The 22,793-nt window shown below is 68.9% G+C and carries 22 protein-coding genes; 11 read left to right on the top strand and 11 right to left on the bottom strand.

All coding sequences use genetic code 11. The annotated features are described in order from the left end of the window. The first annotated feature begins 42 nt into the window (after positions 1 to 42). A complete protein-coding gene (locus ASC91_RS18995; RefSeq protein WP_157281819.1) occupies positions 43 to 525 on the top strand; it encodes a GNAT family N-acetyltransferase in 483 nt (160 codons plus the stop codon). A 6-nt stretch (positions 526 to 531) separates the two neighbouring features. Here ASC91_RS18995 and ASC91_RS18990 read toward each other — a convergent pair whose 3' ends face one another. Next, positions 532 to 1,803 (bottom strand): glycerophosphodiester phosphodiesterase family protein, encoded by a 1,272-nt coding sequence (locus ASC91_RS18990; RefSeq protein WP_056200271.1) that lies wholly within the window; start codon positions 1,801 to 1,803, stop codon positions 532 to 534. Positions 1,804 to 1,985: 182 nt separating this feature from the next. Between ASC91_RS18990 and ASC91_RS18985 the strand changes: the two genes are divergently transcribed. Continuing rightward, complete coding sequence (locus ASC91_RS18985) at positions 1,986 to 3,761, top strand: S8 family peptidase (RefSeq protein ID WP_056200268.1); 1,776 nt, start codon at positions 1,986 to 1,988, stop codon at positions 3,759 to 3,761. Positions 3,762 to 3,770: 9 nt separating this feature from the next. Here the strand turns inward: ASC91_RS18985 and ASC91_RS18980 are convergent, their stop codons facing one another. The 4 genes from ASC91_RS18980 to ASC91_RS18965 are packed head-to-tail and all read right to left on the bottom strand — an operon-like array spanning position 3,771 to position 8,323. Then, positions 3,771 to 5,030: a glycoside hydrolase family 10 protein gene (locus ASC91_RS18980; RefSeq protein WP_056200265.1), complete on the bottom strand. Its 1,260-nt coding sequence runs from the start codon at positions 5,028 to 5,030 to the stop codon at positions 3,771 to 3,773. Between the two features lie 4 nt (positions 5,031 to 5,034). Continuing rightward, complete coding sequence (locus ASC91_RS18975; RefSeq protein ID WP_056200261.1) at positions 5,035 to 6,168, bottom strand: acyltransferase family protein; 1,134 nt, start codon at positions 6,166 to 6,168, stop codon at positions 5,035 to 5,037. Beyond that, a complete protein-coding gene (locus ASC91_RS18970) occupies positions 6,165 to 7,445 on the bottom strand; it encodes an MFS transporter (RefSeq protein ID WP_056200250.1) in 1,281 nt (426 codons plus the stop codon). The genes ASC91_RS18975 and ASC91_RS18970 overlap by 4 nt, the downstream gene beginning before the upstream one ends. Beyond that, a complete protein-coding gene (locus ASC91_RS18965) occupies positions 7,442 to 8,323 on the bottom strand; it encodes an N-acetylmuramic acid 6-phosphate etherase (RefSeq protein WP_056200247.1) in 882 nt (293 codons plus the stop codon). The genes ASC91_RS18970 and ASC91_RS18965 overlap by 4 nt, the downstream gene beginning before the upstream one ends. 226 nt (positions 8,324 to 8,549) lie before the next feature. On the opposite strand from ASC91_RS18965, the gene ASC91_RS18960 reads away from it, so the two are divergent. The 3 genes from ASC91_RS18960 to ASC91_RS18950 all read left to right on the top strand — a co-directional run bounded on the left by ASC91_RS18960 (position 8,550) and on the right by ASC91_RS18950 (position 10,541). After that, positions 8,550 to 8,804 carry a hypothetical protein gene (locus ASC91_RS18960; protein ID WP_056200244.1) on the top strand — a complete coding sequence of 85 codons (255 nt, stop codon included), beginning with the start codon at positions 8,550 to 8,552 and terminating at the stop codon, positions 8,802 to 8,804. A 133-nt stretch (positions 8,805 to 8,937) separates the two neighbouring features. Next, entirely contained in the window at positions 8,938 to 9,759 is an 822-nt protein-coding gene (locus tag ASC91_RS18955; RefSeq protein ID WP_056201283.1) for a DUF692 domain-containing protein, read from the top strand. Beyond that, a complete protein-coding gene (locus tag ASC91_RS18950; RefSeq protein WP_056200241.1) occupies positions 9,756 to 10,541 on the top strand; it encodes a DNA-binding domain-containing protein in 786 nt (261 codons plus the stop codon). The genes ASC91_RS18955 and ASC91_RS18950 overlap by 4 nt, the downstream gene beginning before the upstream one ends. On the opposite strand, the gene ASC91_RS18945 is transcribed toward ASC91_RS18950, so the two are convergent. Beyond that, a complete protein-coding gene (locus ASC91_RS18945) occupies positions 10,523 to 11,395 on the bottom strand; it encodes a hypothetical protein (protein WP_056200238.1) in 873 nt (290 codons plus the stop codon). The two genes, ASC91_RS18950 and ASC91_RS18945, sit on opposite strands and share 19 nt — an antisense overlap. A 95-nt stretch (positions 11,396 to 11,490) precedes the next feature. Between ASC91_RS18945 and ASC91_RS18940 the strand changes: the two genes are divergently transcribed. The 3 genes from ASC91_RS18940 (at position 11,491) to ASC91_RS18930 (ending at position 13,943) form a co-directional block, all read left to right on the top strand. Next, a complete protein-coding gene (locus tag ASC91_RS18940; protein ID WP_082532814.1) occupies positions 11,491 to 12,027 on the top strand; it encodes a peroxiredoxin in 537 nt (178 codons plus the stop codon). A 207-nt stretch (positions 12,028 to 12,234) separates the two neighbouring features. Then, complete coding sequence (locus ASC91_RS18935) at positions 12,235 to 13,644, top strand: amidase (RefSeq protein WP_056200235.1); 1,410 nt, start codon at positions 12,235 to 12,237, stop codon at positions 13,642 to 13,644. Next, positions 13,641 to 13,943, top strand: a complete 303-nt coding sequence (locus ASC91_RS18930; protein ID WP_056200232.1) for a putative quinol monooxygenase — start codon at positions 13,641 to 13,643, stop codon at positions 13,941 to 13,943. The genes ASC91_RS18935 and ASC91_RS18930 overlap by 4 nt, the downstream gene beginning before the upstream one ends. 18 nt (positions 13,944 to 13,961) lie before the next feature. Here the strand turns inward: ASC91_RS18930 and ASC91_RS18925 are convergent, their stop codons facing one another. From ASC91_RS18925 to ASC91_RS18915, 3 genes are all read right to left on the bottom strand, one after another. Next, positions 13,962 to 14,540, bottom strand: coding sequence for a hypothetical protein (locus ASC91_RS18925; protein ID WP_157281815.1), 579 nt, complete (start codon positions 14,538 to 14,540; stop codon positions 13,962 to 13,964). A 116-nt stretch (positions 14,541 to 14,656) separates the two neighbouring features. Continuing rightward, on the bottom strand, positions 14,657 to 16,141 hold the full coding sequence (locus ASC91_RS18920) for a hypothetical protein (RefSeq protein WP_056200224.1): 1,485 nt from the start codon (positions 16,139 to 16,141) through the stop codon (positions 14,657 to 14,659). Further along, entirely contained in the window at positions 16,138 to 16,617 is a 480-nt protein-coding gene (locus tag ASC91_RS18915) for a hypothetical protein (protein WP_056200222.1), read from the bottom strand. Before ASC91_RS18915 ends, ASC91_RS18920 begins: the two co-directional genes overlap by 4 nt. 54 nt (positions 16,618 to 16,671) lie before the next feature. On the opposite strand from ASC91_RS18915, the gene ASC91_RS18910 reads away from it, so the two are divergent. After that, positions 16,672 to 17,292 (top strand): glutathione S-transferase N-terminal domain-containing protein, encoded by a 621-nt coding sequence (locus tag ASC91_RS18910; RefSeq protein ID WP_056201277.1) that lies wholly within the window; start codon positions 16,672 to 16,674, stop codon positions 17,290 to 17,292. A gap of 42 nt (positions 17,293 to 17,334) precedes the next feature. Here the strand turns inward: ASC91_RS18910 and sppA are convergent, their stop codons facing one another. After that, the gene (gene sppA / locus ASC91_RS18905; RefSeq protein WP_056200219.1) at positions 17,335 to 19,215 is read right to left on the bottom strand and encodes a signal peptide peptidase SppA; all 1,881 of its coding nucleotides are present in this window, start codon (positions 19,213 to 19,215) and stop codon (positions 17,335 to 17,337) included. Positions 19,216 to 19,559: 344 nt separating this feature from the next. Here sppA and ASC91_RS18900 point away from each other — a divergent pair, with 344 nt between their 5' ends. After that, positions 19,560 to 21,218, top strand: a complete 1,659-nt coding sequence (locus ASC91_RS18900; RefSeq protein WP_056200216.1) for an FMN-binding glutamate synthase family protein — start codon at positions 19,560 to 19,562, stop codon at positions 21,216 to 21,218. Positions 21,219 to 21,346: 128 nt separating this feature from the next. Further along, the gene (locus ASC91_RS18895) at positions 21,347 to 21,994 is read left to right on the top strand and encodes a response regulator transcription factor (protein ID WP_056200213.1); all 648 of its coding nucleotides are present in this window, start codon (positions 21,347 to 21,349) and stop codon (positions 21,992 to 21,994) included. Here ASC91_RS18895 and ASC91_RS18890 read toward each other — a convergent pair. Next, positions 21,991 to 22,614, bottom strand: a complete 624-nt coding sequence (locus ASC91_RS18890) for a glutathione S-transferase family protein (RefSeq protein ID WP_056201274.1) — start codon at positions 22,612 to 22,614, stop codon at positions 21,991 to 21,993. The two genes, ASC91_RS18895 and ASC91_RS18890, sit on opposite strands and share 4 nt — an antisense overlap. Between the last annotated feature and the right edge of the window lie 179 nt (positions 22,615 to 22,793).

Here is a 22,793-nt window from a genome sequence, read left to right as displayed (position 1 = left end):
GACCTCAGACTGGCGACTGACCGATCCGTTAGGCTCGGGCCTATGCTGCACTTTCGCCCGCTGTTCCCGCAGGACCAGTCCACGCTGTGGGACTGGCTGCACATCGCGCTGTGGGACCCGCCGCCCGCACCGCTGCGCCCGCGCGAGGTGCTGGACAACCCCGGCGTGCGTATCTATGCCGAGGACTGGGGACGGCCGACCGACATCGGCCTTGTGGCCGTGCAAGAAGGTGCGGACGCGGGCGCCTGCTGGATGCGCGTGCTGCCCGAGGGCGTGGGCCTGGCGTCGGTGGATGCGAGCACGCCGCAGCTGGGCATTGGCCTGTGGCCGGCCTTCCAGCGCCAGGGCATCGGCAAGGCGCTGATGTTGGCGGCGCTGGACGCCGCCTGGCGGGCGGGCCATGCCCAGGTCGCGCTGACCGTCCATCCCGAGAACCCGGCGCGGCGCATGTACGCGGCCTGCGGTTTCGAGGAGGCGGGGCTGCGCGGCATGTATCACCTCATGGTGGCGCGCCGCCCTGCCTGAGCCGGCTTACTTCTGCCCGGTGCAGTTGGCGTAGAAGCTGACGGTGGCCGGCCAATCCGAGAACACGCCGATCACGCCGACCTGCTCGGCCAGCACGTCCAGCATGCGGAACATGTCGCCCTCGCGGGTGATGGCGCTGTCATAGGTCTGGTAGTAGGAGCCGTTGTTGCCGTCGGCCAGGATGCCGCTGCGCTCCAGCGACCAGGTGATGATGTCCAGGCCGGCGGCCCTGGCGTTGCGCGCGTACTGCGAGGGCAGCAGGTTGCCGCTGGTGTCGGCGGCCAGCAGCACCCACAGCGGCGGCGCGACGATGCGCACGCCTTGGGCGCGGTAGGCCTTGAGCTGCTCGGCGGTGGGCACGTCGGCGGGCACGTTGGCGTCATCGAGGTAGACGGCCTGGCGGCCAAAAGACGGCTCGTTCTTGACCCAGTACAGGATGTCGTTGAGGTCGAAGCTTTGCGCCCAGACGTCGCGCGCCGGCACGCCCGCGGCCTTGTGTTCGTCGATCATCTTCTGCGCATAGGCGGCCTGCGTGAAGCCGTCAAAGGGCATGACGACGCTGGGTGCCTTCAGCTCGGGCGTCATCTTCACGCCGAGCTGCTTGAACAAGGCGATGGCTTCCTTCAGCGTCAGCAGCGTGCCGCTGGTGGGGCCGGCGTAGAGGTCGGTGCGGAAGTTCGGCGTGCCGGCCATGTACTCGGCCACCGTGCGGCCGCGCGGGTTGAAGGCGTCCATCTTGCCGCGCAGCGTCTTGAACTCGGCCAGCGTCAGCTCACTGGTGCGGCATTCGGCCGCAGCGGGTGCGATGAGGGTGCCGGCGGCGTCGAAGGCGGCCGGCGTGAAGGGCTTGATGCATTTGCTCGCCAGCGGCGTGGTGAGGATGTTGGTGGTCGTGTGCAGGTCGTTCTGCGCATGGCGGCAGACCAGCTCCTTGTCCTTGGTGAAGGTCACGTCGCACTCGACGATGCCGGCGCCCATGCGTGCGGCGGCCTCATAGCTCTCCTTGGTGTGCTCGGGGAACTGCAGCGGCGCGCCGCGGTGGCCGATGGAGAACAGCGTGGGCCTGTAGCTTTCGCGCGAGGCGGCGCAATGCTGCAGGCGCTTCTTCAGCGGGCTGTCGTTCATCTCGTTGACGAGGAAGAAGGGGCGCGGGCCCAGTTGCACGCTGGCGATGCCGGTGTTGCCGCCGCGGCGGTCGCCATCGGCATCGTGGGCCCAGGCGGGCAGGCTGGCGGCGGCAAGCAGCAGCAGTGCGAGGCGGGTGAAGGTGCGGCGCATGGATGTCTCCGTTGGTTCAAGCCCGGCAGGCTAGGCAGCCGCCGTGAAGCCGGCATGACAAAGGCGGCCGCGCGCGCAAGCTAGGGGGCGCGCGCAACAAACGAAACCAACCGCGTGCGCCACTGAAGCGGGGCTGCAACGGGCGCTGTCGAGCATGAGGGTTCTTTGACACGGAGCCTTCCATGCACCCGACCTACAAGCCCTTCGCCCTCAGCTTCATCGCCGCCGCGCTGTTCGGCGTGATGAACCCCGCCTCCAGCCAGACCCAGGCCCGCACAGAGCCCCAGGCCGCCGGCCTCATCATCAAGTTCCGCGACGGCGCGCGCACGCCGGTGGCCGCCAAGGCGGCGCTGCAGGGCTTTCGGGCCATGAGCGAGGCGCGCGGCCAGCGCGTGGCTTTCGATCGCGAGAGCGCACTGGGCCATCGCGTCATCCGCCTCGCCCAGCGCGTGCCGGCCAGCGCACTGGCCCAACTGGCACGCGACATCCAGCTGTCGGACCCGAGCATCGAGTCCGTCGAGATCGACCACGTCATGCAGCCCACCTTCACGCCCAACGACACGAACTGGGCCAACCAGTGGGACATGAGCGACCCGACCGGTGGCATCAACGCGCCCAAGGCCTGGGACATCGGCATGGGCTCCGGCGTGCGCGTGGCGGTGCTGGACACCGGCGTACTGCCGCATGCCGACATCGCGGCCAACCTGCTGCCGGGCTATGACTTCATCACCGACAGCACCCGCGCCGGCGACGGTGGCGGGCGTGACAGCAATGCCGGCGACCCCGGCGACAACGTCACAGCCAACCAGTGCGGCGCCGACAAACCAGCCCAGAACAGCAGCTGGCACGGCACCCATGTCGCCGGCACCATCGCCGCCGTGGGCAACAACGCGCTGGGCGTCACCGGCGTGGCGCCCAAGGCCAGGATCGTGCCGGTGCGCGTGCTGGGCAAATGCGGTGGTGCTACGTCGGACATCGCCGACGGCATCGTCTGGGCCGCCGGCGGCTCGGTGGCCGGCGTGCCGGCCAACGCCAACCCGGCGCTGATCATGAACCTGTCGCTGGGCGGCGAAGCGGCCTGTGCCAGCATCACGCAGTCGGCCATCAACTACGCCTACAACAAGGGGGCGGTGATCGTTGTCGCGGCCGGCAACGACAACCAGGACGTCGCCAAGCAGACGCCGGCCAACTGCAAGCATGTGATGGCCGTGGCCGCGACGAACAAGGTCGGCACGCGCTCCAGCTATTCCAACTACGGCGACATGGTGGACATCGCGGCGCCCGGCGGCGACGCGACCTACGGCAACGTGCTGTCGCTGTCCAACACCGGCATGAGCGGCCCGGTGGCCGACGCCTACAGCTGGATGCGCGGCACGTCCATGGCGGCGCCCCATGTCGCCGGCGTGGCCGCGCTGATGGCGGCCGTCAACGCGACGGTGCTGCCGTCGGACATGGCCTCCTTGATGCGGTCCACCGCGCGCGCCTTCCCGGGCAGCTGCACGGGTTGTGGTGCCGGCATCGTCGACGCCGAGCAGGCCATCATCGCGGCGCGCGGCTTGCGCCTGGAGAAGGAGCCCAACGACACGCTGGCCCAGGCCCAATACCTGAACGTGTTCCCGGCGCGGGTGCGCGGCACGCTGCAGCCGGCCTACCCGCAGTTCGTCGACATCTACTCGGTCAACCTGGCCGCTTCGACGACGCTGCAGACCACGCTGACGCTGGACCCGCCGACGCTGCTGGATATCTTCTCCTTCAACGCGACGATGGAGCTGCTGGACGCCAGCGGCAAGCTCATCAAGAGCGCCGTGCTGATCGGCGGCAAGCCGGAAGTGAACTACTTCAACGCGACGGGCAAGACGATGGCCGTCTACCTGCGCGTGAAGAGCACCTCGTCGTCGCTGAGCACCAGTGACCGCGGCTACGAGGTGCAGCTGCGCAAGATTGCCTACGCGTTCTGAGCCCGGCGTTCAGGGCGCCGCGTAGGGGCCGCTGCGCAAGGCGTCGGCGATGCCCTTGCGGTTCTGCGACAGCGCCGCCATGCTGAAGTGGATGTGGCCGCTGCCCGGCGAGGCGCGCCGGATGATGTCGATCTGGGCCAGCACCTCGTCGGGCTGCCAGCTCTTGTCGGTGTCGTTGATGCGGCTGGTGAACAGGCCCGGATGGATGGGCCGGCCCAGCGGGTTGGACGCGCGCCAGGCCTGCAGCAGCGGCTCGAAGGACTGGGCCGTCTGCGAGCGCGGCCAGTAGAGCTGGGGCGCGAGATAGTCCATCCAGCCCTCGCGCAGCCACAGCTCCACGTCGGCATAGAGCTTGTCGTACTGGCTGAAGCCACTGATGCCGGCCGGGCGCGCGTCGGGCTTGGGAATGCCGAAGGGGCTGACGCCGACGCGCGTGCCGGGGCGCACTTCATGGGCCAGCGCGTACAGGCGCTGCACCAGCGTGTTGACGTTGTAGCGGCGCCAGTCGTGCCGGCTCAGGGACCCGCCCTTGGCCGTGTAGCGCTGCCAGCTCGGTTCGTCGGGGAAGTCGACCTCCTGCTTGGTGGCCGGATCGTTGATGGGATAGGGGTAGAAGTAGTCGTCGATGTGGATGCCGTCAACGGCATAGCGGCTCAGGATGTCGCGCGCCACGGCCAGGGTCTGCTCGGCGGCGGCGGGCTCGCCCGGGTCCATCCAGAGCTGGTCGCCATAGCGCTTGACCCAGTCGCGGCTGCGGCCGATGTGCGTCTCGGCCAGCGCGGATTTGGCCGTGCTGTGCCGGGCGCGGTAGGGGTTGATCCAGGCATGCAGCTCCAGGCCGCGGGCGCGAGCCTCGGCCAGCCAGACGGCCAGCGGGTCGTAGCCGGGGTGCTGGCCCTGGGTGCCGGTGAGGTATTCGCTCCAGGGTTCCAGCTTGGATTCGTAGAGGGCATCGGCGCTGGTGCGCACCTGCAGGATCAACGCGTTGAGGCCGATGCGCACGGCGATGTCGCACAGGGACTTGATCTCGGCCTGCTGCGCTTCAGCGCTCAGGCCAGGCTTGCTGGGCCAGTCGATGTTGGCGACGGTGGCGATCCAGGCGGCGCGCCATTCGCGGGGCGGCGGGGCCAGAGCGGTGGCGGCCGATCCTGCGGGCGCTGGCGGCGTGGCCGCCAGCGCTGCCTCGCCCGGCGGCACGGGGGCGGGCGCCGTGGCGCAGGCGGAAAGCAGCGGAACGGAGGCGAGGCTGAGCAGGTCGCGGCGTTTCATGGCATCAGACTTTCATAAACCAGCGCTTGCGATACATGAGCCAGGCGATGGCGTACATGCAAAGCACGAAGGCGATGGCGTGCAGCAGGGAGGCGCTCTTCGGTGCGAGGCCCGAGTCGCGCAGTGGCGCGTACAGCGCGCGGCCGAGGCTGGCGCCGTCGGCAAACTTGACGGTGTAGAGCGTCTTGGCAACGAGGCCCGACAGCGCGAACAGGAAGAGGGCGTTCATGCCGAAGACGACCAGCGGGTGGAACACGCGCGCCCAGCGCTGGCGGGCCAGCGGTTGTGGCATGGCATCCAGCAGCCAGTAGAAGACGGCGAAGACGAGCAAGGCCCAGCCGGCCATCGCGAAGACGAAGGACGGCGTCCACAGCGACTTGTTGATGGGCATCAGCAGCGAGTCGAGCACCTGGCCCAGCCACAGCGCGGCCAGGCCATAGAGCACCCAGGTCATGGCCTTGTCGGCGGGCTGCTTCTTGGAGGCCAGCACATAGCCGGCCAGCACGCCCAGCAGTTGCGTCGACACGGCCGGCAGCGTGGGCAGCAGGCCCTCGGGGTCCCAGACCTTGGCCTGCTTCCACAGGTGGCCGTCCAGCAGCAGGCGGTCCAGCCAGGAACCGGCATCCTTGCCCGGATCCAGCAGGCCGACGTGAACGATGCCGTCTGCGTCGGGCACCGGCAGGCAGAGTTGCATCAGCGTGTAGATGGCCATCAGCAGCACGGCCCACAGCGCCACGCCGCGTGCGCTGCACCAGATGACGATGGGCGCCGCGGCCAGCGTGCACAGGCCCAGGCGCTGCAGCACGCCGGGGATGCGCAGGGTCTCGAAATTGAAGCTGGGAATCAGGTTGAGCAGCAGGCCGATGCCGATGATGACCAGCGCCCGGCGTGACGTGCTCAGCAGCAGCGCCGTCTTGTTGGCGCCGGCCTGCGCGCGGCGCGCGAGGCTGAGCGTCATCGCCATGCCGGAGATGAAGACGAAGAAGGGGAAGACCCAGTCCGTGAAGGTCCAGCCGTTCCAGTGCGCGTGCAGCAGCGGCGCGTAGACGTTGCCCCAGTCGCCGGGGTTGTTGACGAGCAGCATCGCCGCGATCGCGAAACCGCGGAAGGCATCGAGGCTGAGCAGGCGGCCGTTCACGCCTCGACCTTTTTGCCGAAGTTGTCCGGCACCTTGATCAGCGCCGCCATGACAAAGCTCGGCAGCGTGGCCACCAGCACCCAGGCGAAGAAGGGCACATAGCCGATGTGGTCCTGCAGCCAGCCGCTCCACATGCCGGGAATCATCATGCCCAGGGCCATGAAGCCGGTGCAGATGGCGTAGTGCGCCGTCTTCTGGGCGCCATCGGCGACGTGGATCATGTACATCAGATAAGCCGTGAACCCGAGGCCGTAGCCGAACTGTTCGACGGCCAGCGCGCCGCTGATGACGGCGAGGCTGGTCGGATGCGTGATGGCCAGCAGCAGGAAGGCGACGTTGGGCACATGCATGGCCAGCACCAGCGGCCACAGCGCGCGCTTCAGGCCGATGCGGGAGATGACCCAGCCGCCGGCCAGGCCACCCAGCGTCAGTGCCGTCAGGCCGACCGTGCCATAGGCGATGCCAACGGCCTTGGTGGACAGGCCCAGGCCACCCTTGTCGACGGGGTCGAGCAGGAAGGGGCTGGCGAGCTTGAGCAGCTGTGCCTCGGGGAAGCGGTAGAGCAGCAGGAAGCCCAGCGTGATGGCGATGCCGGGCTTTTTGAAGAAGCTGGCGAACACGGCCATGAATTCGGCTGCCAGCCCGCGCGCCGCGCCGCGGCCAGGGCCTTGCACGTCGGCCGCAGGCCGGGGCAACACGAGCGCATGCCAGGCCGCCAGCAGCACGAACAGCCCGCCCAGCAGCCAGAACACCCAGGTCCAGGCTTGCACGACGCTGCCGCTGCGCTCGGTCAGCTCACCGGCGAGATAGACCAGGCCGCCCTGGCCGCCGATGTTGGCGAGGCGATAGAAGGTCGAGCGCACGCCCACGAAGGCGGCCTGCTGGTGCTGCGGCAGGGCCAGCATGTAGTAGCCGTCGGCCGCGATGTCGTGCGAGGCGGACGCGAACGCCATCAGCCAGAAGACCGCGAGCGACAGCTGGAAGACCTTGTCGGTCGGGATCGTCAGCGCCACGCCGGCCAGCGCCGTGCCGACGAAGAACTGCAGCACCGTGACCCAGAGCCGCTTGGTGCCGAACAACTCGGCCAACGGCGACCACAGCGGTTTGATGACCCAGGGCAGGTAGAGCCAGCTGGTGTAGAGGGCGATGTCGGTGTTGGAGATGCCGAGGTTCTTGTAGAGCACCACCGACAGCGTCATGACGACGACGTACGGGATGCCCTGCGCGAAGTAGAGCGTCGGGATCCACGCCCAGGGCGAGCGTTGCTGGGTGTTCACGCAGCCAGTGCCCGGCTCACGCTGCCATCGACCTTGTCCAGCAAGGCCTGCGCCTCGCGCGCACCGACACCGCGCTTGAGCATCACCAGCGCCGTCTTCACATGGTGGTCGCATTGCGCCAGCGCAGCCTGCGCATCGGCCTCACTCGCGCCCGAAGCGCGCACGGTCAGCGCCACCGCCCGCTTGACGAGCTTCACGTTGGTCGCCTTCAGGTCCACCATCAGGTTGCCGTAGACCTTGTTGAGCCGCACCATCAGGGCCGACGAGAAGGTATTCAGCGCGATCTTCTGCGAGGTGCCGGCCTTGAGGCGCGTGCTGCCGGAGATGACCTCGGCGCCGGTGTCCAGCGTGATGCCGATCTCTGCCTGCTGGGTGACCGGCGCGCCGGGGTTGTTGGCAAAGCCGATGGTCAGCGCGCCGGCCGCGCGGGCGGCCTCAATGGCACCCAGCACATAGGGCGTGCCGCCGGACGCTGCAAGCAGCAGGGCCACGTCGTTGGGGCCGGGGTTCAGCGCGTTCAGGTCGGCGGCACCCTGGGCGCGGTCATCCTCCGCGCCCTCAACGGCGACAAACATCGCGCCCTGGCCGCCGGCGATGACGGCGACGGCCCGTTCCCGTGGCCAGGAAAAGGTGGGGTAGAGCTCCACGCTGTCCAGCACGCCGAGCCGCCCGGAAGTGCCGGCGCCGGCATACAGCAGCCGGCCGCCGGCGCGGATGCGCGGCAGTGCGGCGTCCACGGCGGCGGCGAGCTGAGGCGCGGCGGCTTTGACGGCTGCGACGGCATCGACCTGATCGGCGATGAATGCATCCAGCAGTGCCGGCGTGGCGTAAGTGTCCAGGTCGGGATGCCGGGTGCTTGGGGTTTCGGTGTTCAGCATGGGGATCGGAAGCGAAGCTGACGGACTCTAGCGGCTGGCGCCGGACCATGACGAATGCCACGCGCCATTGCAGCCATAACGTCAGGTAATCAGAATCTGCCTGTCGGTTGTAAGGAGTTGGGCATGGCCCCCGACAGAAGCTGGCAAGTCGATGTCGGATGCATCCGGAATCGGCCTGTGGTGAAACCTCTCACATTCATCCACTTTTATCTCCTGGAGACTCGATATGAACGCATCCCTCAAGACTGGCCTGGGCATCGCTGCCGCCGCTGCTGCCCTGTTCGCCACCGCCGTGCCGACGACCGCCATGGCCGCCGACGGCATGGTCAAGTGCTCCGGCGTGAACGGCTGCAAGGGCACTTCCGAGTGCAAAACCGCCAAGAGCGATTGCAAGGGCCACAACGGCTGCAAGGGCCAGGGCTGGGTCAGCAAGAAGAGCGCTGACGAGTGCACCAAGGCTGGCGGAAAAGTCGAGAAATAAGCCCACCCCCGAGACGCTCACGCGTCTCCCCCTCAAGGGGGCGCAGCCAGTGGCCTGGCAAAGCCAGATCCACGGCTGCCGCTTGATGAGGCGCGAGCACCTTTCGGTGCCGCGCCGTTTCCTTTTTCTCGCCATGACCCACATCCAAGGCTTTGGCCTCGGCTTGCGCGTCGAGCATTACGCGGCCTTCGAGGCGGGCGTGGATGCCACCGTGCGGCCCGACTGGCTGGAGATCATTTCCGAGAACTACATGGTGCCCGGCGGCCCGCCGATGGCGCATCTGGAGCGCATCCGCGCGGACTACCCGCTGGTCATGCACGGCGTGTCGCTGTCCGTGGCAGGGCCCGCACCGCTGGACCTGGGCTATCTGCGCGAATTGAAAGCGCTGGCGGACCGGCTTGAACCCGGCTGGGTGTCCGACCACCTCTGCTGGAGCGCCGACGCCCACAGCCAGCTGCACGACCTGCTGCCGGTGCCGCTGACGCGAGCGGCGCTGGACCATGTGGGCGGCCGCATTGCCCAGGTGCAGGACATCCTCGGCCGGCCGTTGGTGCTGGAGAACGTTTCCAGCTATGTGCGCTTCGCGGCCGACGAGATGACGGAGTGGGACTTCATCGCCCAGTTGCTCAAGGCCACCGGCGCCCAGTTGCTGCTGGACGTCAACAACGTCTATGTCTCGGGCCGCAACCACGGCTTCGACCCCGTTACCTACCTCGATGCGATTCCCGTCGAGCCCGTGCGCCAGATCCACCTCGCCGGCCACGAGGACCGCGGCGACATCGTCATCGACACCCACGACCACCCGGTGCGCGACGAGGTCTGGGCGCTGTACCAGCATGCCGTGAAGCGCTTCGGCGCGGTGCCGACGATGATCGAGCGCGACGACCACATTCCGCCGCTGGAAAGCCTGCTGGCCGAACTGGCCGTGGCCCGCCGCCTGGCGACCACCTCATGAGCGTCATCCAGCAACAGCAGCGACTGGCCGCTGCCATCCGCGACGGTGCCGACGCGGCCGACCTGCTCGCTGGCGACCACGCGACGGGCCTGGAGGTCTACCGCCATGCCTATCGGGCCCGCCTCGTGGCGGCGCTGACCGACAACTACACCGTGCTCGCCCGGGCATTGGGCGACGAGGCTTTCGACGCCCTGGGCCAGGCCTATCTCGCCGCGCGGCCCAGCCAGCACCCGTCCATCCGCTGGTTCGGCCATGAGCTGGCCGACTTCATGGCCGCAGCAGACGATGAACTCGTGCCCCATGCCAGCCTGATCGATTTCGCGCGCATGGACTGGGCTCTGCGTGGCGCCTTCGATGCGGCCCAGGCACCCCCGCTGGAGCCGGCCTCGCTGGCCGCACTTGGCGCAGACGACTGGGCCGGCCTGGTGCTGCACCTGCAGCCCAGCGTGCAGCGCGTGGTGCTGGCCTACGCCATCGAGCCCGCCTGGCGCGTGCTGCGCGAGTGGGAGCCGGAGTCCGGCGACGACCAACCCGAGCTGCCTGAGCCGGTGGCGCATGAACACACGCTGCTGGCCTGGCGCCAGGCCGGCGAGACCCGCTGGCGCTCGTTGGAGCCGCTGGAGGCGGTTCTGCTCGACGGCGTCGCCGCTGGCCTGCCCTTCGCCCTGCTGTGCGAGCGCGCCGCCCATGCCCTCGGCGACTCCGAGGCCGCAGCGCCCGCCGTCGTCGGCGCCCTGCAGCGCTGGCTCGCTGACAGTCTGCTTCAGGAGCGCGCGTCGTAGACCAGGGGGTGGCTGGCCTGGCGTTCGCCGAGGAAAGTACCGTGGCCGTTCATCGTCGGCGCGATGGTGCCGCGAGAGGATTTGGTCCAGGTCACCGTGAGCTCGCAACGGCTGACGGCCGCGGTCTTGGGATCGCTGTTGTTGGCATTGCGGCTGGCGATGTTGAGGTTGTCGTCCACCAGGGCCGGCTCCAGCCGGTAGCCGCCCGCCACGCTGCCCTCGATGCGTGCGCCCAGATTCTCGTTCTTGATCGTGAAGCTGCTGCCATCGCTGCGGCTGCAGCTGCCGCTGCCCGTGGCGACGGCGTCGTTCACGCCGGACAGGTTCAGCCGCACCGGCAGGGCGGCGCCGCTGCGTGTCAGCAAAGGGTTGCCAGTGGGCTGCAGCACCGTGAAGCCAACGGGCAGCGTGACCTGGCTCACATGGCGCACACCGGCCCGCGTGAACACCAGCTGCACCACCGGCTGGGCGCTCGCGGCGGCCAAGCTGGCGGTGTAGCCCAGACGCTCGCCGTCGGGATTGCTCATCGTCACCTCGGGGCCGCCGTCGACGCTGACCGACAGGCGCTCATCCGGCGCCATCAGCACCGTCGTCAGTACGTTGGCGGACTTGCCGAGGAAGCCGTCCACCACCACGCGGTTGTCGCCCGTTGCCTGGGCCGCGCTGAAGCGAGGGCTGATCTCGTCGACGTTCAGCGTCGAGGATTCGGTGCAGTTGCGCAGGCCGCACACGATGCCGTCGGCCATGGCGCCGACGACGTCAGCGACGTCGTGGCCTACGCCGCCACAGCCTGCCATGGCGAGCAGGGAGAACAGCAAGGGCGCCGTCACGCGGCAGCAGGAGGAAAAGGTCATCGGTACACCTTGAAATTCGAGCGAGTGGATACTAGGCGCAAGCCGGCTTTGGTTGTTGGTGCCGGCCCCGTGATTGTTCACCTGTTGGAGTCGTTATGTCGTCGCGCCTTGCTCCCCTGTTTGCCTCGCTATCCCTGCTGCTGGCCCTGCCAGGCCACGCCGCCCTCAGCGTCGGCGCTCCGGCCCCCGACTTCAGCACTGACGCCGCCGTCGGCGGCCAATCCTTCAAGTTCAAGCTGGCCGAGGCCCTCAAGCAAGGCCCGGTGGTGCTGTACTTCTATCCCAAGGCCTTCACCAGCGGCTGCACCGTCGAGGCCCACCAGTTCGCCGAGGCGACCGACAAGTTCAAGGCGCTGCACACGACGGTCATCGGCATGTCCAACGACGACATCGAGACGCTGAAGAAGTTCAGCGTCGAGGCCTGCCGCAACAAGTTCGCCGTCGCGGCCGACGCCGGCGGCAAGGTCATCAAGGACTACGACGTCACGCTGAAGATGGTGCCCGGCACCATGGCCGACCGCGTGTCCTATCTGATCGGCACCGACGGCAAGGTCGCTGCTGTGCATGCCAGCATGAACCCGGACGGCCACATCGACGCGATGCTGAAGGCGGCTCAGCAACTGAAGAAATGATTGCCGGCCCGGAAACGGCGGTTGTGCGCGTCCGAGGGGCTGGCGAGGCGGGTTGCCCGCAAGGCGAGACGACGCAGCGGGCTCGTGCCCGCAAGGAAGAACAACGCAGCCGGCAGCCCGAAGCGCCAGACCAGCGGACGTGCAGCGCTGGTGATCGAAGTGGCATGCGAGGCTGGCAAGCGGTCTTGTCGAAGCGTCAGGCCTGCGATGAGTAGCGAGCGGTCAACTGCCGTTTTCGGGCTGGGGGCGGCCGAGCTGATCGCCGCCTACCGCAGCGGCGAACTGTCGCCCGTCGAGGTGATGGGCGCCGTGCTGTCCCAGGCCGGCAAGCGTGAGGGCGAACTGCACGCACTGTGCGCCATGGATGCCGAGGGCGCTTTGGCCGCGGCCCGCGCCAGCGAGGCGCGCTGGCGTGCCGGCACTGCGCTGGCGCTGGACGGCGTGCCGGTCACGCTGAAGGAGAACATCGCCGTGCCCGGCGCGAGCTACCGGCTGGGCACTGCCGCGACGGCGGATGACGCGACTGCCGACTTCGAGGCTCCGCCCGCCGCGCGGCTGCGCGAGGCCGGTGCCATCGCCTGGGCGCGCACCACCATGCCCGACTACGGCATGCTGAGCTCGGGCCTGTCCAGCCTGTATGCCGAGCCGGCGCGCAACCCCTGGAACGTGGTGATGACGCCTGGTGGTTCCAGCGCTGGCGCCGCGGCAGCGGGCGCGGCCGGCTATGGCCCTCTGCACCTGGGCACCGACATCGGCGGCTCCATCAGGCTGCCGGCCGGCTGGTGCGGCCTGGTCGGCTTCAAGCCCAGCCATGGCCGCGTGCCCATCAAGCCGGGCTATGCCGGCCGGGTCGCCGGTCCGCTGACGCGCACCGTCGAAGACGCCGCGCTGATGCTGGCCGTGCTCGCGCAGCCGGATGCGCGCGACCCCACGCAGCTGCCGCCGGGCTCGGTCACGCCGCGGCCGCTGGAACTGCATGGCCTGCGCATCGGGCTGATGCTTGACGCCGGCTGGGGCGATGCCGTGCAGCCGGAGGTCGAGGCCGCGGTGGTCGCGGCGGCGCGTGCCTTCGAGCAGGCTGGCGCCATCGTCGAGCCGCTCGCCCCCTTCACGACGCGCGAGATGGCCGACGGCATCGACCGTTTCTGGCGCATGCGCTCCTGGCTGGACATCTCCGCCCTCGCCCCCGAGCAGCGTGCCAAGGTGCTGCCCTACATCCTCGGCTGGGTCGCGCCCGCGGCCGGCTACGACGGCGGCACGGTCTTTCGCGGCTACAGCCAGATGCAGGCCTTGCGCGAGGCGGCCAATGCGGCCTGCGAGCCTTTTGACTTCGTGCTGTCGCCCGTCGCGCCCATGCCGGCCTACCCGGCCCACCTGGCCAGCCCGCTGCACGACCCGGCGCGGCCCTTTGAGCACATCGCCTTCACGCTGCCCTACAACATGAGCGAGCAGCCGGCGCTGTCCATCAATGCGGGCTTCACGTCGAGTGGCTTGCCGATTGGGTTGCAGATCATCGGCCGGCGCTTCGACGACGCTGGCGTGCTGGCCTTGGGCGCAGCGTGGGAGCGGTTGCGATCTGAGCAACGCCCCTGGCCCTTCCGGGAGAGCCCACCATGATCCTCGTCCTTGGCCATGTCACCGCCCGCCCCGAGCATTTCGACGAGGTGCTGAAGCTCAGCCATCAACACGTCGAGCGCTCGCGCGCCGAACCCGGTTGCATTGCGCACGCGGTGCATCGCGACACCGAAAACCCGCTGCGCCTCGTCTTCGTCGAGAAGTGGAGCGACATGGCGGCCCTGCAAGCCCACTTCCGCGTGCCGGCCTCGCGCGAGTTCGGCAGGGCGCTGGCAACGATGGCGTCCGAGCCGCCGGAGCTGGAGTTGTTCGATGCGAACGTGATCAGCGCAGGCGGCTGACGCGCTTCGCGCAATCGATCAGGTCTTGCGATGGGCTCGCAGCCGGCCGGCAAACAGCGCTATGCCGGCGACGAGCAGCAGCGCTTGTGACGGCTCAGGTACAGCGGTGGGAATCTCGACGATGCTCGAAATGATGTCGCTGGCAAAACGGTCTGAGTAGTTGTAAGCGATCCAGGAGCTTTGGGCAGTGCCTGCGACCGAGTAGAGGAAGCTGATGTCGTGGTAGCCGCTGACTCCGCTCAACGTGATGAAGAAGTCATTCACGCCGGGCGCCACGCCGCCGGCGCCGTTGCCCTTGCCGCCAAAGGTGTAGGACGGCGGAAACGGCGCACCTTGCCAGTTCTCGAAGGCAAGGTCTGCCAAGCTGTAGCTGTGACCTGCGATGCTCAGGTCGATGGCGCCGATGCTGGTGACCGGTTGGCCCAGCGCATCAGCCTGGAAGATGATCGAGCCCGACACCGGATCCTGCGGCGCAGGGGCGGGTGCCAGCACCGACGTGAAATGCGTTGCAGTAAAGGTGAGCTGGTAGGTCTTGGCCTGGGCCTGCTGGCTCGGCAGACAGGCCAAGACGCAGGCGATCGCGGCAATGGTGTGCATTTTTTCTCCCTGGTGCCGGGGTGCGCGGGTGCGCCTCCGGGGCGATGCCACTTTAGGCGCAGACAGGGGCGACCCGGCCCCGAAGATGAGGGGCCGTACGAACCCCAGGGCAGCGGCTAACGCCGCTTGACGAACCCTAGCAGCGCGGCCATCGGCAGCACCGAGCGTGGCCGATAGGGCAGGCGCCACAGGCCGCCATGGTTGGCGGTGTGCACCAGCAGCTTGAGTGGATGCGCGAAGTCGCGGGCCTCGGTGCGCAACTGATGCACCCACATCGCGGCCATCAGCGCATTCGTCGTCGCCGGCGCGAAGACCTCGACGCCAAAAGCCTTGGCGCCGCGAAAGCCCGCTGCCAGCAGCGGATTGGAGACAACTGAGGCCGTCGTGGTGCTGGGCGCCACGTTGAAGGCGACGCGGTGCCCATCGGCGCGGGCCACCAGGGCGCGCCACTGCTGCAGCCGCTTGGCCAGCGCGTAGTTCGGGCCCTGTTCGACGACCAGCGCGTCGACCAGGCCCCATGTCCCAGAGTCTCTGCCGAAATCACCCGCGTCGATCAGCCCCTCGATATGCGGAGCGAAGCCGCGGCCGCCGCTACCCAGCCGTGCGCCGAACTGGCCCAGCTTCTTGACGAGGCCACGCTCGGCATAACGGCGCATGACGTCGCGCGCCAGCTGCTCCGGCACGGCGAAGACATCGGTCGGCGTGGCCATGTAGGCGAGCTGGGTGCGGGCGTCGGCGGCGCACAGCGTCGCGCTGATGGCGTCCATCGCGAGGGACACGCGCACATGGCGCTCGCCGTCCAGGTAGGCGAGGTTGGCGATGGACAGCGGCTGTTGCCGAGACGCCAGCCAGGCGGCGATCTCCGGCGTGTCGGCCAGCAGGTCGGCGCCGGCATGGGCGACGTCCAGCGGCTGGTCCGGCGCGACGGGCGCGATCAGCGTGGCATTGCCGGCGGCGACGATGGCGGCAATGCGCTTCCAGGTCGCGGCGCGGGCGAGGTCGATGCCGACGAGATTGGCGCGCCACTTCGCCAGCCAGGCCAGCGGCCCGGCCTCGCTGCCGGCGCCGAGCAGCACGAGGTGCTGGTCGGACAGGTCGAACCATTCGGGGTGGGCCAGGCAGTCGCGCAGCGCGCCCGCGTGGGCGGCCTCGCAGATGCCGCCCTTCTCCCAGCGGTCGATCTGGCGGGCGAGGGCATCGCCATGCAGCTCGCGGCCCTGGTGGGGCACGGTCCAGCGGGCGGGTGCCGCATCGCCGCTGCCGCGCAGTTGCAGCGTTTGCAGGCGGCGCTGGGGCGTGTTCATTGCGTCGGCCAGAGCGTGGGCTTGGCCGGCGCGCATGAAGGGCAGTTCGCGCCAGGCCGCGGCGAGGCCGGCGCGTGCCGAGGCGACGACACCCACGGGACGGGCCGCTTGAGCTTGCACCAGGGCGCACCAATGGGCGGGGTAGGCGTGGCGCCAGTCGTGTTCGGCGGCGACGGCGTCGGCCGCGGTTGCGTCCAGCCCACGCAAGGCGGCCGCGATGATGCGCTGGCCCGGCGCGCCGGTGGCACGCTTGCCCTTGGCATCGAGGGGCCATTGCAGGCCGGGCGCGTCTGTCATCGGCGCACTGGCGGCTCTTGCGTCGGCAGGCCGGCTGCGGCCAGGTCGGCGTTGACCAGGGCCCAGGCAGACTCGAAGTTGTCGGCGCGGCGCACCGGGCGGCTGGCGCGCCAGATGTCCATCAGCGCCGGCAGGCGCTCGATGCCGGGGATGCCGGGGCGCACCAGGAAGACGGTGGACAGGGAGACGATGCCGCGCGAACCGAAGGCATCGATGCTGGCGCGCAGCTCCTGCAGCGCATCGGCGTCCATCTGCAGGCTGCCGCGGATCTCGAGCAGGTCACCGAAGCGGCGGTCGGCCGGCAGGCGCTTGCCGGCCAGCGCGACGGCGCGCTTGACGGCTGCCATCAGCGGTGCGTCGAAAGGTCCTTCGGCGATCGACACCATGACGCGGCCATGCACGCCGACGCTGACGCGGCCGAAGCTGGGCTTGACGACCGGATGCCGGGAAGGGGGAAGTGAGGGGCCGGGGCTCATGATGTGAGACGATTTTGCATGCTCGAGAGCACGCTCGATGAAGGAGTCATGGCAATGTTGACCTTGTACGGCACCAAGGGTTCGGGTTCGGCGGTCATCGAGGCGGCGCTGGCGCGCGCCGGCCTGGCTTACACGACCGTGGACGCAGCCTCGTGGAACCCCGGGCCCGGGCGCGATGAGCTGCTGCGCGTGAATCCGCTGGGGCAGATTCCGACGCTGGTGCTGGCCGACGGCACGGTGCTGACGGAGAGCGCCGCCATCCTCATCCACCTGGGCCTGACGGTGCCGCCGGGGTTGCTGCTGCCCGCCGACGCCAGCGCGCGGGCGCGCGCCATCCGAGGCCTGGTCTATGTGGCGGCCAACTGCTATGCGGCCATCAGCGTCATCGACTACCCCGAGCGCTGGTGCGAGCCCTGCGACGACGCAATGAAGGCGCAGATCCGCGCCGGCACGCGGGCCCGCCTGCACGAGCACTGGCGGCTGTTTGCCGACCAGTTCGAGATCGGCTTCGAGGCCGGCGTGCCCGGCGCGCTGGAGCTGCTGGCCACGGTGGTGTCCAAGTGGTCGGGGTCGCGGCCCTTCCTGCAGGCCGAGCGGCCGAGCTTCTTCGCCCAGTTGCTGCGCGTGGAGCAGCATCCCGAGGTCGCCGCAGTGTTCCAACGCCACTGGCCATGAAGCGGGGGCTGGCAGACGCCGGCCAGTTAATCGGTTCGCAGGTCAGGGAGCACCGCACAGGCAGTGCACGGCGGCGGCCTTGTCCCACTGGCCGCGGGCGGCGAACTGCGACAGATCCTTCAGCATCGCCAGCTCCTCGCGCACCGGCACGGGCAGGGCGTCCAGCCCCAGTGAGTTGCCGATGGCCCCGGCGATGGACGGCGCCAGTGTGTCGGTCAGCGACGCCAGCAGCCGCTCGCTGCGGCTGAGGTCGCGCTCCACATAAGCCAGGCGCGGCTTCTCGCCCTCCTTGACCTCAAGCTTGGCCAACTGGACGGCCGTCTGCACGGCGTCGTCGAAGCTGCCCAGGCGGTCGACGAGGCCGCGCTCCTTGGCCTGCGAGCCCGTCCAGATACGGCCCTGCGCGACGGCATCAATTTTCTCCGGCGTGCTCTTGCGCGCCTGGGCCGCGAGGCTGGTGAAGCGGCCGTAGATGTTGTCGATGCTGGCCTGCACGGTGGCCTGCAGGCGCGGGTCCAGCGGGCGGCGCGGGTCGTAGCCGCCGGCCAGCCACGTCGTCGTCACGCCGCCGGTGTGCAGCGACAGCTTGTCCATCAGCCCTTCGGCGGTGGGCAGCATGCCGAACACGCCGATGCTGCCGGTGATGGTGCCGGCGTCGGCGATGACGGTGTCGCTGGCCATGGAGATCCAGTAGCCGCCCGAGGCCGCCACGTCGCCCATCGACACGACGACTGGTTTGCCGGCCTTGCGGGTCAGCTCCAGCTCGCGGCGCAGGATCTCGGAGGCGAAGGCGCTGCCGCCCGGCGAGTTCACGCGCAGCACGATGGCCTTGATGGCCTCGTCCTCGCGGGCCTTGCGGATCAGGCGGGCCGTGGAGTCGCCACCAATGCGGCCCGGGCCGGCATCGCCATCGACGATCTCGCCCTCGGCCACGACGATGCCAATGCCGGGCTGCAACTTGTTGGGCGTGCCGGCGTCCTTCACATAGGCCAGGTACTGGTTCAGCGAGATCTGGCGGAAGCTCTTGCTGTCCTCGTCCTTGGCGCCCTTGGCAATGAGCAGTTCGCGCATTTCGTCGCGCGTCTTCAGGCCGTCGACCAGCTTGGCCTGCAGGGCCAGCTTGGCCGTGTCGCCCTGCGTGGCGGCAAGCAGTTGCGGCAGCCCGGCGATGCCCTTGGCGATGCTGCCCGCCTCCAGTTTGCGTGCGGCCTCGATGCTGCCGGTGAAGCCGCTCCACAGCTCGCCATAGACCAGGCCCTCGGACTCCAGCGTCGCGGGGCTGGGGCCATTGGCCGTGTAGGTCTCGGCAAAGTTCTTGTAGGTGCCGACCTTGATGACGTGCGGCGTCACGCCGATGCGGTCCAGCGCGTCCTTGTAGTAGGTGCGGTAGCGGCCAAAGCCTTCGATGCCGACCATGCCCATGGGATGCAGATAGACCTCGCCGGCCTGGGCGGCGAGGAAGTAGCCGCGCTGGCTGTAGCTGTCGGCATAGGCCAGCACCGGCTTGCCGCTTTGCTTGAAGCGCTGCAGCGCGCCGACGACCTCGTGCAGGCCGGCCAGACCTGCGCCTTGCAGCTCCTCGACGTCCAGCAGCAGGGCGCTGATCTTGTCGTCCTTGGCGGCCTGGTCGAGCACGGCGAGCACGTCGCGCAACCGTGTCTGGTGCGGCGCGCTCTGGCCGCGGGCCTGGGCGGCCAGCTGCTCGCGGGGGCTGCCGGAAAACTGTTCGACGAGGCTGCCGTCGAGCTTGAGCACCAGCGTCGTCTTGTCGGCCAGCGGCTTGGGACCGCGCGTCATCACGGCGGTGACGAAGATGACGAGGAGCAGCAGCACGAAGAGATTCATCAGTGCGCGGCGCGTGCCGTCAAGCAGCCACCAGGCCTTGGAGAACAGCCAGCCCAGCGTGGAGAAAAAGGACTTCATCGACAGCTACCTTGAGGGTTGATGCGGGCAATTGTGAGGTCAGGAGCCTGAGCGGCAGCGGGCGTGGCCCGCGCCGAGGCGATTTGCGGGGCCAGGCCAGGCGCCGGCGAGGCGTGGGTAGGGACCCACAACGAGCCGGTAACGCCGCATGGCCCCGCAAATCGCTCGGCCCTCCGGGTTGTGACTGGCAAGGGCGCAGGCGTTGTTGCTCGTCGTTGCGGGTACGCACCCGCTGCCTCCTCGCGCCTAGCCTGCGCCCTTGCCAGTCACAACGCGGGCCACGCCCGCTGCCGCTCAGGCTCCTCCGGCCTTAGCATCCGTCGGTCACGGTTTAAGGACCCCTCATGCTTGCCTGGCCCAGCTGGACACGACGCATCAACGAATATTTCCCGCTGCGCTATCTGACGTGGATGTTGTGCGGCCTGCTGGCGCTGTTCTTCGCCATCGGTTGGATGGGCGGGCTCGTCGACGGCGTGCTGGTCGTCGTCTTCCTGGGCCTGACGTTGCTCGGCCTGCGCGATACCCGCCAGACGCGTCATTCCATTCTGCGCAACTATCCCGTCATCGGCCATCTGCGCTTCCTGCTGGAGTTCATCCGCCCGGAGATCCGCCAGTATTTCCTGGAGGGCGACAACGATGCCGCGCCGTTCTCGCGTGCCCAGCGCTCCATCGTCTACCAGCGCGCCAAGGGCGAGGCCGACCAGCGCCCTTTCGGCACCCAGCTGGACGTCAGCGCGCGCGGCTATGAATGGATCAACCATTCCCTGGCGCCGACCCATCTCACCAGCCACGACTTCCGCATCACCATTGGCGCGGGCCGGGCCCAGCCCTATTCGGCCAGCGTCTTCAACATCTCGGCGATGAGCTTCGGTGCGCTCAGCGCCAACGCCATCCTGGCGCTGAACAAGGGCGCGAAGCTCGGCGGCTTCGCCCACGACACGGGCGAAGGCTCGATCAGCGCCCACCACCGCGTGCATGGCGGCGACCTGATCTGGGAGATTGGCTCGGGTTATTTCGGCTGCCGCAATGACGATGGCAGCTTCAGCCCCGAGCGCTTCGAGGCCGCTGCCCGCGACCCGCAGGTCAAGATGATCGAGCTCAAGCTCAGCCAGGGCGCCAAGCCCGGCCACGGCGGCGTGCTGCCCGGCCCGAAGGTGACGGCGGAGATTGCGGCCGCACGTGGCGTTCCCGAGGGCGTGGCCTGCATCTCACCGGCCCGGCACAGCGCCTTCTCGACACCCATCGAGATGATGCAGTTCATCGACAGGCTGCGCACGCTGTCGGGCGGCAAGCCCACCGGCTTCAAGCTTTGCATCGGCCACCCCTGGGAGTGGTTCGCTGTGTGCAAGGCCATGCTGGAGACCGGCATCACGCCCGACTTCATCGTCGTCGATGGCGCCGAAGGCGGCACGGGCGCCGCGCCGCTGGAGTTCACCAACCATGTCGGCGCGCCGGTTCAGGAGGGCCTGCTGCTCGTGCACAACTCGCTGGTCGGATTGAACCTGCGCGACAAGATCAAGATCGGCTGCGCCGGCAAGGTCACGACCGCCTTCGACCTGGTGCGCCTGATGGCGCTGGGCGCCGACTGGTGCAACGCCGGGCGCGGCTTCATGTTCGCTCTGGGCTGCATCCAGGCCCAGGCCTGCCACACCGGCCATTGCCCGACGGGCGTGACCACGCAGGACCCGGTGCGCCAGCGCGCCATCGTCGTGCCCGACAAGGCCCAGCGCGTCGCCAACTTTCACCAGGGCACGCTGAAGGCGCTGAAGGAACTCGTCGAGGCCGCCGGCCTGTGCCACCCGCAGGAAATCACGGCCCAGCACATCGTGCACCGCCTGGACAAGCACGAGGTCAGGTTGCTGGCCAACCTGCTGCCTTTCGTGGAGCCGGGTTCGCTGCTGCGCGGCGACATGAGGCACAACACCTTCAGGATCTACTGGCCGCTGGCCAGCGCCCACAGCTTTGCGCCCCAGGGCGCCATCGAACGTACCGCTGCCGCGTGAATCTCGGGCCGGGCGCCTGGCGATCCCCTCCTTGGACGAGGGGCCCGCGCCCGCGGGGGATGGCGCCTACAAGTTAGGGGGATGGCGACCAAAACGCGCACAATGCGCAGCGGTTACATCCGCGCATCATGCCCACCGTCTATCTCCTCCGTCTCAGCGAGCCCACGCTGCAGCGCACGCGCTCGCTGCTGCTGCAGGCCGACGGCGTGGAGCTGGCCGGCAGCAGCACCCTGCTGGCCGACGCGCTGGACGAACTCGCCGCGCTGGCGCCCGACATCGTCGCTAGCGACCTGCGCCTGGTCGACAGCCATGCGATGCGTGTCGCCCATGAACTCGGCCGCCTGCCGGTGCGGCCCCAGCTGCTGCTGCTGACGCCGACGGCCGATGACCTGCAGCTGTTCGCCGCGCTGAGTGCCGGCGCCAATGCCTATCACGTGGACGACGGCAGCGGTGCCGGCCTCGTCCAGGCGCTGACTCGCCTGCATGAACGCCGCTCCATGTTCAACCCTCAGCTGGCCCGCCAGGCCCTGGCGGCCTTCGGCATCGAGCGCAGCCCCATCGTCACGGCCCGCCAGGCCGCAGCGCCGCTGGATGCCAGCCCCGCCGGCCGCCAGATCGACCAGGCCAGCCGTCATCTGCTGACGCTGCTGGCGCAAGGCCTGCTACTGGCCGAGATCGCGACGCTGTGGAAGCTGGACGTTGCCGAAATCGAGCGCCGCATCTGGCGCCTGGTGCGTCTGCTGCATGTGCGTTCGCGGGAACTGCTGATCGCCTAGGCAGGCACGGTGTCCGCAAAGCTCTGGCGCTGGGACAGCTTGTCCATGTGGCGAGCCAGATTGGGGTAGTCCTCGCGCCAGTTGATCTCCGGGAAGCGGAATTCCAGCCAGCCCAGGGCGCAACCGACGGAGATGTCGGCGAGCGAGAAATGGTTGCCCGAGCACCAGGCCTTCTCGCCCAGGCCCTGGCTCATCGCGGCCAACGCGGCGTTGACCTTGGTCAGCTGACGGTCAATCCAGGCCGGGCTGCGCTGCTCCGCGGGGCGGTGCGCCCAGGTGCGCTCCAGGCGCACGAGGATGCCGGCATCGACGATGCCGTCGGCCAGGGCCTCCCAGGTGCGCACCTCACAGCGCTCGCGGCCGCGCTCGGGGATCAGCTTGCCCACGGGTGACAGCGTGTCCACGTACTCGACGATGACGCGCGAGTCGAAGACGGCACCGGTGATCGAATCCTGGCCTTCCATGACCAGGCAGGGCACCTTGCCCAGCGGGTTCATCTTCAGGATGGCGTCGCTGCCCCAGACGTCTTCAAGCACCAACTGGTAATCGAGCTTCTTCTCGGCCATCACGATGCGAACCTTGCGCACGTAAGGGCTGGCGAGAGAACCGATCAACTTCATCGTCATAGGGCAGGCAAGGGGATCACAAGTCGAAACGATTCTAGCGAGCGCTTCTTGGCGGACTGCCCGTGAAAAAGGCCTGTCGGCTGGGGCCGACAGCCACCGCAAGCAGGGGTTGCCAGCAGGGAGGGCGCCCTGCACAGTGCTGCCGCTCAGACACCGGCGCCGTCCCCGGAAGC

This window comes from Pelomonas sp. Root1237, assembly GCF_001425055.1.
GTDB lineage: Bacteria > Pseudomonadota > Gammaproteobacteria > Burkholderiales > Burkholderiaceae_C > Pelomonas.
Note: the sequence above shows the minus strand (reverse complement) of the source record. Positions and strands in the feature narration are given on the sequence as shown.